Source organism: Luteitalea sp. (assembly GCF_022842525.1).
Taxonomy (GTDB): domain Bacteria; phylum Acidobacteriota; class Vicinamibacteria; order Vicinamibacterales; family Vicinamibacteraceae; genus Luteitalea.
In genome coordinates, this window is record NZ_JALHPM010000026.1 from 43,350 (window position 1) to 51,204 (window position 7,855).

Consider the following 7,855-nt stretch of genomic DNA (forward strand, 5'->3'; position numbering starts at 1 on the left):
GCGATGCCCATGCCACCCCGGACCGCCGCAGCAGGCGCGGCTAGAAGGTCACGCGCAACCCGAGCTGGACCTGCCGTGCGTCGAAGGTCCCGGTGATCGTGCCGAAGGCGTTCGCGCTCAGGTTGCCGTTCGGCGCGCCGAAGTTGGTCCGGTTGAAGAGGTTGAAGGCCTCGCCGCGGACTTCGATGTTGGTGCGCGGACCGACCGGCAGCCGGAAACGCTTCTGCAGGGCGAAGTCCACCGACCAGAAGAGCGGGCCACGGACGGTGTTGCGCTCGGCATTGCCGAAGGGCGACGAGGTCGGCGGAATCGAGAAGGCGGCCCGGTTGAAGTAGTTGCCGATGGAGCCGTCGCCCATCGGATCGCCGCTGACGTTGGGGCGATAGTTGTTGGCGCCGCGGAAGTCCGCCGTGATGCCCGAGACCTGCCCCTGCGCCGTCGGCGTGTAGGTGAAGGTGACGGGGTCACCGGCGTTGAGCAGGCTGATGAACGCCACCTGCCAGCCACCGAGGACGGCATCGGCCCACGCCGGCAGGCCGCCGAGATAGGCGCGGTCGCGCCCGACCGGCACGTCCCACACGAGGCTGCTCGTCCAGTTGTACGGCTGGTTGTAGCCCGAGAGGCCGTACTCGGCGTCGACGTCGTTGATGTCCTGCACCGCCGGCGAGTTCCCGTTGGGATTCTCGAGCGACCCGGCACCGCTGTCCCTGGCGCGCGACAGCGTCAGGGCGTTGACGAAGACGAGACCGCGGCCACGGGTCTCCGTCTTCAGCTGGAACCCGTGATAGTCGGATCGCCCGCCGTTCCATGCGTACGTGATGTCGCCGAACGAGGCGATGGGTCGGCGTGCCTGCAGCGGCACGTTCTCACCGGCGTTGTTCGGACGCGCCTGGTTGAAGTTGGCGAACTGCAACAGGCCGTTGGCCCGGTTGCCGACGTAGGCGACGTCGACGATGGTGCCGCGCAGCAGCTCGCGCTGCGTCGAGATGTACCAGCTGTCGACGCGGCTCGATCGAAAGTCGTTCGGCATGTAGGTGATGTTGGCCGCCACCGGATTGAAGTTGGCCGCGTCGTTCCAGCCCGCCGGAAAGCCCTGCTGCTGCGTCCGGAAGGTCGCGGCGGTCGGGTCGTTCTGCACGGCAACCGCGTTGATCACCTGCGGCCCGTTGATGGCCAGGATGTTGCCGCCGCCGGCGCGCTGGAAGTGGACATACGACACGCCGTAGCCGCCGCGCACGACCGTGGACGGCGACAGCGACCAGGCGAAACCGAGCCGCGGTGCCAGGTTGTTGCGGTCGGGCCGGATCGTCGAGCGGTCCTCCACCGAGCCGTCGCGGGCCGGGATCATCGCGAGCGCCACGGGATCGAAGTTCGACAGCACGTTGTTGGCTTCCCACTGCGGCGTCGAGTACTCGTAGCGCAGCCCCAGGTTCACCGTCAGCGCATCGGTGACGCGGAAGTCGTCCTGAACGTAGGCAAAGTGCATGCGCTGGCGCATGTCGGCCACCAGGATGTTGCTGAGGCCGTACTGCGACTGGTACCCGAACAGGAAGTCGGAGAGGTTGTAGACGGTGCTGGCGGCCGCGCCCGTCGGCCGGGTGAACTGTCCGGCGTAGACGTTGATGCCGTACAGCGGGTTGACGTCCTGGACCTGCGTATCGACGCGCTGGTACTCGTAGCCGACCTTGAGGGACTGCCGGCCACGCACGATCGAGTAGTTGACCTTCGGGTTCCACAACGACGGGTACTGCCACTGCGGGTTGGTCGCCTGACGTCCGAGCTGCGTCAGCCCGGTGATGTTCAGCGACGGCAGCCCGCCAGCGACGCGCGGATCACTCGGCAGGCCGGTGATGCCGTACTCGTCGAAGGCGCTGGTCGTGCCGAGCGACAGCGGATCCTTGCCGGCCTCGGTTTCCGACCAGCCGAAGCGCACCTCGAGCAGCTGCGTCGCGCCGGGCATGTAGGTGGACCCGAGGGCGAGCTGCTTGTTGCGCACGTAGGTCGTGCCGTTGCTGTTGCCACCAGATGGCAGCGGCAGCGTCGGCTCGTCGATGATGGTCGTGTCGCGGTCGCCGTAGCGCCCGAAGAACGACAGGCGCGGAGAGACGCGCTCTTCGAGCTTGATGTTGAACTTGTCGGTGTCGTTGGTCGACAGCACCGTGCGGCGATAGTTGTTGACCGTGCCGGCCGACGTCGGCGCCGGCAGGCCGTCCAGCACCTTGCGCGCCAGGTCGGTCATCGGCACGGCCGTCCCGGCCGGATACACCACCCCCGTCCGCGGGTCGCGCACCGCCACCCCGAACACGCCGCCGCGCTGCGCCATGTCGGGAATCGACGCGAAGCCGATCGTCTGGCGATCCTGGCGCAGTCCTTCGTAGTCGGCGAAGAAGAAGGCCCGATTGCGCAGAATGGGTCCGCCGACGACGAAGCCGAACTGGTCGCGTGTGAGCTTGGGCTCCGTACCGGCCGCCGGCTTGAAGAAGCCGGTCGCGTTCAGCGACGGGTCGCGACGATACTCCCAGGCCGATCCACTCAGCCTGTTGGTGCCGCTCTTGTAGGCGACGTTGATGGTGCCGCCGCCGCTGCGGCCGTACTCGGCGCTCATGTTGTTGGTCACCACCCGCATCTCGGCCAGCGCGTCGGGCGGGGGCTGAATCACCTGGTTGGACAGCCCCTGGTTGCTGGTGCCGTAGGCGTTGTTGTCGACGCCGTCGAGCAGGTAGTTGTTGAAGGTGCTGCGCAGGCCGTTCACCGTGAACGAGCCCTCGCGGCCGGTCCCCTGCGTGTTGTTGATGGCCGACCGGCGCACGCCGGGCGCCAGCAGCGCGAGCGCCGAGTACTCGCGCCCGGGCAGTGGCAGCGCGACGGCCTGCTCGGAGGTCACCACCGAACTCCGCTGGCTGGAGTCGCGCTCGAGGCGCACACCCTGCGCCTGCACCTCGATGGCCTCGCTGAGGTCGCCCACCTGCAGGCTGACGTCGACGCGCTGGCGATTGCCGATGGCCAGGGCGACTTCGGGGACGGTCGCGGTCGAGAAACTCGACAGCTCGATGGTCACCGCGCAGCGACCGACGCGCAAGGTGAAGAATTCGTAGGCGCCACTCTCGTTGGTCACCGTCACCTGTGTGACGTTGGTGTCGAGATTGCGCAGGGTGACGGTGGCCCCGGGCAGGGCACCGCCGCTGGTGTCGGTCACCGTGCCGGTGATCGAGCCGGTTTCGAACTGCGCCCAGCACGGCGAGGCGCACAGCAGCATGAAGACCCACACGACGATGAGTCGGAGACTGGCCAAGGAACGTTCCTCCAGATGAGTGCCGGATGGCGTCGGGCGGGCCATACCCGCGTCGACGGGCCCATGGTAGGTAGCCCACCTGACGTCAACGCGACGCTGTCGTGACGGGCGTGTGATCGTCGACACGCGCGAACGTGCCGCGAACGTGCCGCCGTTGTCACGCGCTCGTCGTCACCAGCCCCTACGCTGCGCGGATGGCATCTGCCGCATCCCTGACCTCCTTCGCTCTGCTCCTCGGCGCGGCGGCGTCCGCGCTGGCGCCATGGCCCGACACGCAGGCTCGACCGGCCCCCAGCACGACCTCGGTCGGCACGTTCGTCGTCGCGCACCGCGGCGCCTCGGCCTACGCCCCCGAACACACCGCGGAGGCGTACCAGCTCGCCATCGCGCAGGGGGCCGAGTACGTCGAGCAGGACCTCGGCGTGACCAGCGACGGCGTCCTCGTCTGCACCCACGACACCATGCTCGAGCGCACGAGCGACGTCCGCGCGCGCTTTCCCGATCGATTCACCGAAGTGACGAGGAACGGTCGGGTCGAACGGCACTGGTACGTCGACAGCCTGACGCTGGCCGAGGTCAAGCAACTCGATGCCGGGTCGTGGTTCGACCCGAAGTTCGCGGGGGCGAAGATGCTCACCTTCCAGGAGGCGATCGACCTCGTCAAGGGCAAGGCCGGGCTGTTCCCGGAGCTGAAGACGCCGGCGCGCTTTCGCGCGCGCGGCTTCGACCCCGAGGCCCTCGTGGCCGACGCGCTGCGTCGCAACGGGCTGGTGGGCGCCACGTTCAAGGGACGCCCCGCCGTGCACCTGCAGGTGTTCGAGGAGGACAGCGTGCGACGCCTGGCCCGAGTCCTTCCGGAGGTGCCACGCAGCTTCCTCATCGGGTCGGCCGACGGGGGCAAGCGGTGGCTGACACCCGCAGGCCTGGCCGAGGTGAAGACCTTTGCCACGGGCATCGCGCCGGCCTACCAGATCGTGGATCGGATGCCCGAGCTCGTCGCGCAGGCGCACGCGGCCGGGCTCACCGTGGTGCCGTACACCTTCGCGCTGCGCCCGGCGAAGGATCCGTATCCTGATGCGCCCGCCGAGTGGCGCAAGGCGATCGACGACTCGCTGCGCACCCTGCCGACGACCCGGGAGGCGCTGACGATGGCGATGCGGCGCTTCGTCGAGCAGCACAAGGTGGACGGTCTGTTCACCGACAATCCGGATCTCTTCCCGCGCTGAGGCGCGCAGCGCTGGCCACGGGAACGCTTTCCCCGCCAGGCCCCTGCAGGCGCCTCAGGCGCCGGGGTCTGGCGCGGCCGCCTGCGGGTCGTTGAACCGATACGCCTGACGGACGTCAGCCACGGTGACCACCCCGAGCAGTTCGTGCTCGTCGACGCGCGAGACGACGGGCACGACGGGAGCGCGCGCCAGCAACCGGATGGCCACGTCCAGCAGTTCGTCCGGGTAGATCACGCCGACGCTGACGAAGCCCGCCTCCGGCGACAGGCCGCGGACGTCGGTCCCCGCCGCCACCAGCGCCATCACCGCCGGTGCCGGTGCCACGGCCCATGTGCCGCGAGGCCATTCCACGAGGACGTGCGTCGCGGCGTCGCGCATCGCCGACAGGACCACCGCCGGCGACTCTGCGGCCCTGATGATCGCGACGGTCGCCGGATCGGTCCGCAACGCATCCTCGACGTGCAGCGGCTCCTCCGCGCGTCCGACGCGCGCCGAGGGCAGCACCGCCCCTTCGTGCTCGGCCACCAGGTCGAGAATCGACTGGCGGTGGAACTGGCGCGCGATGAGAAACCCGAGGGTCGAGGTGATCATCGCCGGCAGGATGCTGGCGGAGGTGCCACTCAGCTCGAAGGTCATGAACACGGCGGTCATCGGCGCCCGGAAGACGCCGGCGAAGACGCCGGCCATGCCCGCCAGTGCCAGCGTGCTCTGGGAGGGCGCCATCACCAGGGGCGCCGCCGCGGGCGCGAGGCCGCCGAAGGCACCGCCGAGCATCACGCCGAGAAACAGCGTCGGCGCGAACAGGCCGCCCGGGGTGCCGGCGGCGAACGCGAGCCCGGCGACCAGCAGCTTGGCGGCCGCCAGCGTCGCCATGGTGCTCCACGAATACTGGGCGTTCAGCGCCGCATCCATGGCGCGATACCCGGTGCCGAGAATCTCGGGATACGCCAGCCCGACGCCACCGATGGCCAGTCCCGCGATCAGCGGCGCCAGGCCGACCGGCAGACGGAACGCGCCGAGTCGGTATCGCAGCAACGCCACGCCTCGCACGTAGACGGTGGCGAAGAGGCCCGACGCCGCGCCGAGGGCCACGTACAACAGCACCTCGCGGGGACTGGCGATGGCCGCGACCTCGGGCACCCGAAACAGGGGGCTCTCGCCGAGGAAGAGCCGCGTGGTCACGACCGAGGACACGGCCGCGAGCACGATCGACCCCATCACCGCCGCGTCCCAGCCCGCGACTACTTCTTCCATCACGAACAGCACACCGGTGATGGGCGTGTTGAACGCCGCCGCGATGCCGGCCGCGGCGCCGACCGGCGCGATGTGGCGCATCGATCGCCGACTCAGGCCGAACGTCGACCCGAGCTTCGAGGCCACGCCCGCGCCCATCAGCAAGGCCGGGTCCTCCGGGCCGAGAGGCGTGCCCGTGCCGATCGAGAGCACGCACGCCATGAACTTGCCGGGCACGGCCGAGAACGGGATGCGACCGTTCGAGACGTACAGGGCCGACTTGGTCTGGACGATGCCGCTGCCGGCCGCGGCCGGCACCTGAAACACCACCAGCGCGGCCAGGGCCGCTCCGATGGCCGGCAACAGCACGCGCGCCAGCACACTCGTCGCGGCGTCGTGGACGCCCCACTCGACCAGTTCGATCGCCGCATGGAAGCACACGACGATGACGCCGGTGAAGACGCCGATGAGCACCGCGAGGATGAGGAAGCGCTGGGCGTCGGTCAGCACGAAGGACAGGCGCGCGGTCAGGCGGCTCACGACGGGCCCTCCGCCGCCAGCCCCGCCAGGACCAGCCCTTCCGCATCGTCGCGCGCCGGCGCGGGACAGGCGCTCCGCACGCGCTGCGCCGCCGCGTCGAGCAGGGAGAACCCGAAGTCGGCGTCGGCCGCCCGTCCCTGGGCCAGCCAGCGATCGATGGCGAGGCCGAGCGAATCGGCGGGAGGCGTCGGCGCCGCGGCCGGCACCGTGCAGGCGTCCAGCTTGACGCGCGCCGCCGTCAGGAGCCGTCGGATGCGCGTGGTGCGTTCGCGCGCCGACAGGCGCGGCAGCGCGGGGTCGAGGGAGAGGATGCGCGTGGTCACGTCCCGCAAAGCCTTCGCCGCGGCATCGGCCGGCGCTCTCGCCACGGCGCGCCGCGACGCGTTGAACGCGGCCAGATAGTTGCCCCTGGCCATCTCGGCTTCCGCGAGCAGGACGAGGGAGTCGCCCGGGTCGGCGAAGCGATCGACCGTGGCGCGCAGGACGTGCACGGCGTCGGCGTGGAAGCCAGCGGCCATCAACCGCCGACCCGCCTGCAGCTGCAGGGTCCGATCGCCGGGAAACGCGCTGGACAACTCGAGCAGCGCCGCGCGGAGACGCCCGGAATCGCCCGCACGTTCGAGCACGTCGATCAACTCGAGTCGCGCCTCGCGGCGCGGCACCTGCTGCTCCGTGCTCCACCGGCCATAGACGGCCCGGTAGTAGGCGCTCTGCGCTTCCGTCTCGTCGCCGGCGTCGCGGCGAATGCGCGCGAGCACGAGATTGGCTTCGCCACGGACGGGGTCGCGACGCAGGACGTCGAGCAGATAGGGCTCGGCTTCGCGGTCGCGGTCCTGAGCCACCAGGGCCCTGGCGAGGGCGAGGCGGTAGTCGGCGTGGTCGGGTTCGAGGACGACGGCCTCCCGCAGCGAGGCCACGGCCTGCGCGACGCGTCCGCTCTCGAGGTCGGCGATGCCGGTGGCGGCCGCGCGGGCGCCACGCTGGAGGCGCTGATGGTGCGCCGTGCGAGCCAGCCAGGAGGCCGCCCCCCACAGGCACAGCAGCACGAGGCCCACCACCGCCACCCGCAGCGTCGAGGTCAGACCTGCGGCCCGCGTGTCGGCAAGCGTCGTCACGTCTTTGATCTCATCGCTGTCCCGTGCGAGACTGCGCCGCACTCCGCCGCACCGCCACACCCATGCCCGATCCCACCCCGTCGTTGCCGCCCGTCCTCACGTTCATGCGTCTGTTGTGGCTCGTCGATCACGGCCTGCAACGGGCCTCGAAGCGGATGCGTGCCGACCTCGGCATCACGGGACCGCAGCGACTGGCCATCCGCGTCATCGGACGCGCCCCGGACATCTCGGCCGGGGCACTCGCGGCGACGCTCCACGTCGATCCCAGTACGGTGACGGGGATCCTCGCCAGGCTGGAAACCGCCGGGCTCGTCACGCGACACATCGACCAGACCGACCGCCGCCGGGCCGCGATTCGTCTCACGCCGGCCGGGCGCCGCGTCGACACGCGCCTGACGGGCACCGTCGAGGCCGCGGTCCAGGGCGTCCTCGACGCAAGCGCCCCCCGC

The 7,855-nt window shown here is 70.4% G+C and carries 5 protein-coding genes; 2 read left to right on the forward strand and 3 right to left on the reverse strand.

Going from position 1 to position 7,855, the window contains the following annotated elements; genetic code table 11:
• Nucleotides 1-40 precede the first annotated feature (40 nt).
• Nucleotides 41-3,292: a carboxypeptidase regulatory-like domain-containing protein gene (locus Q0C41_RS07800; protein ID WP_291982535.1), complete on the reverse strand. Its 3,252-nt coding sequence runs from the start codon at nucleotides 3,290-3,292 to the stop codon at nucleotides 41-43.
• Between the two features lie 194 nt (nucleotides 3,293-3,486).
• Between Q0C41_RS07800 and Q0C41_RS07805 the strand changes: the two genes are divergently transcribed.
• Nucleotides 3,487-4,518: a glycerophosphodiester phosphodiesterase family protein gene (locus Q0C41_RS07805; protein ID WP_291982538.1), complete on the forward strand. Its 1,032-nt coding sequence runs from the start codon at nucleotides 3,487-3,489 to the stop codon at nucleotides 4,516-4,518.
• A 54-nt stretch (nucleotides 4,519-4,572) separates the two neighbouring features.
• Here the strand turns inward: Q0C41_RS07805 and Q0C41_RS07810 are convergent, their stop codons facing one another.
• Nucleotides 4,573-6,291: a chloride channel protein gene (locus Q0C41_RS07810; RefSeq protein WP_291982540.1), complete on the reverse strand. Its 1,719-nt coding sequence runs from the start codon at nucleotides 6,289-6,291 to the stop codon at nucleotides 4,573-4,575.
• Nucleotides 6,288-7,406: a tetratricopeptide repeat protein gene (locus Q0C41_RS07815; RefSeq protein WP_291982541.1), complete on the reverse strand. Its 1,119-nt coding sequence runs from the start codon at nucleotides 7,404-7,406 to the stop codon at nucleotides 6,288-6,290. Before Q0C41_RS07815 ends, Q0C41_RS07810 begins: the two co-directional genes overlap by 4 nt.
• Nucleotides 7,407-7,468: 62 nt before the next feature.
• On the opposite strand from Q0C41_RS07815, the gene Q0C41_RS07820 reads away from it, so the two are divergent.
• Nucleotides 7,469-7,855, forward strand: a 387-nt coding sequence (locus Q0C41_RS07820) for a MarR family winged helix-turn-helix transcriptional regulator (RefSeq protein ID WP_291982543.1), incomplete at its 3' end; no start/stop codon positions are given.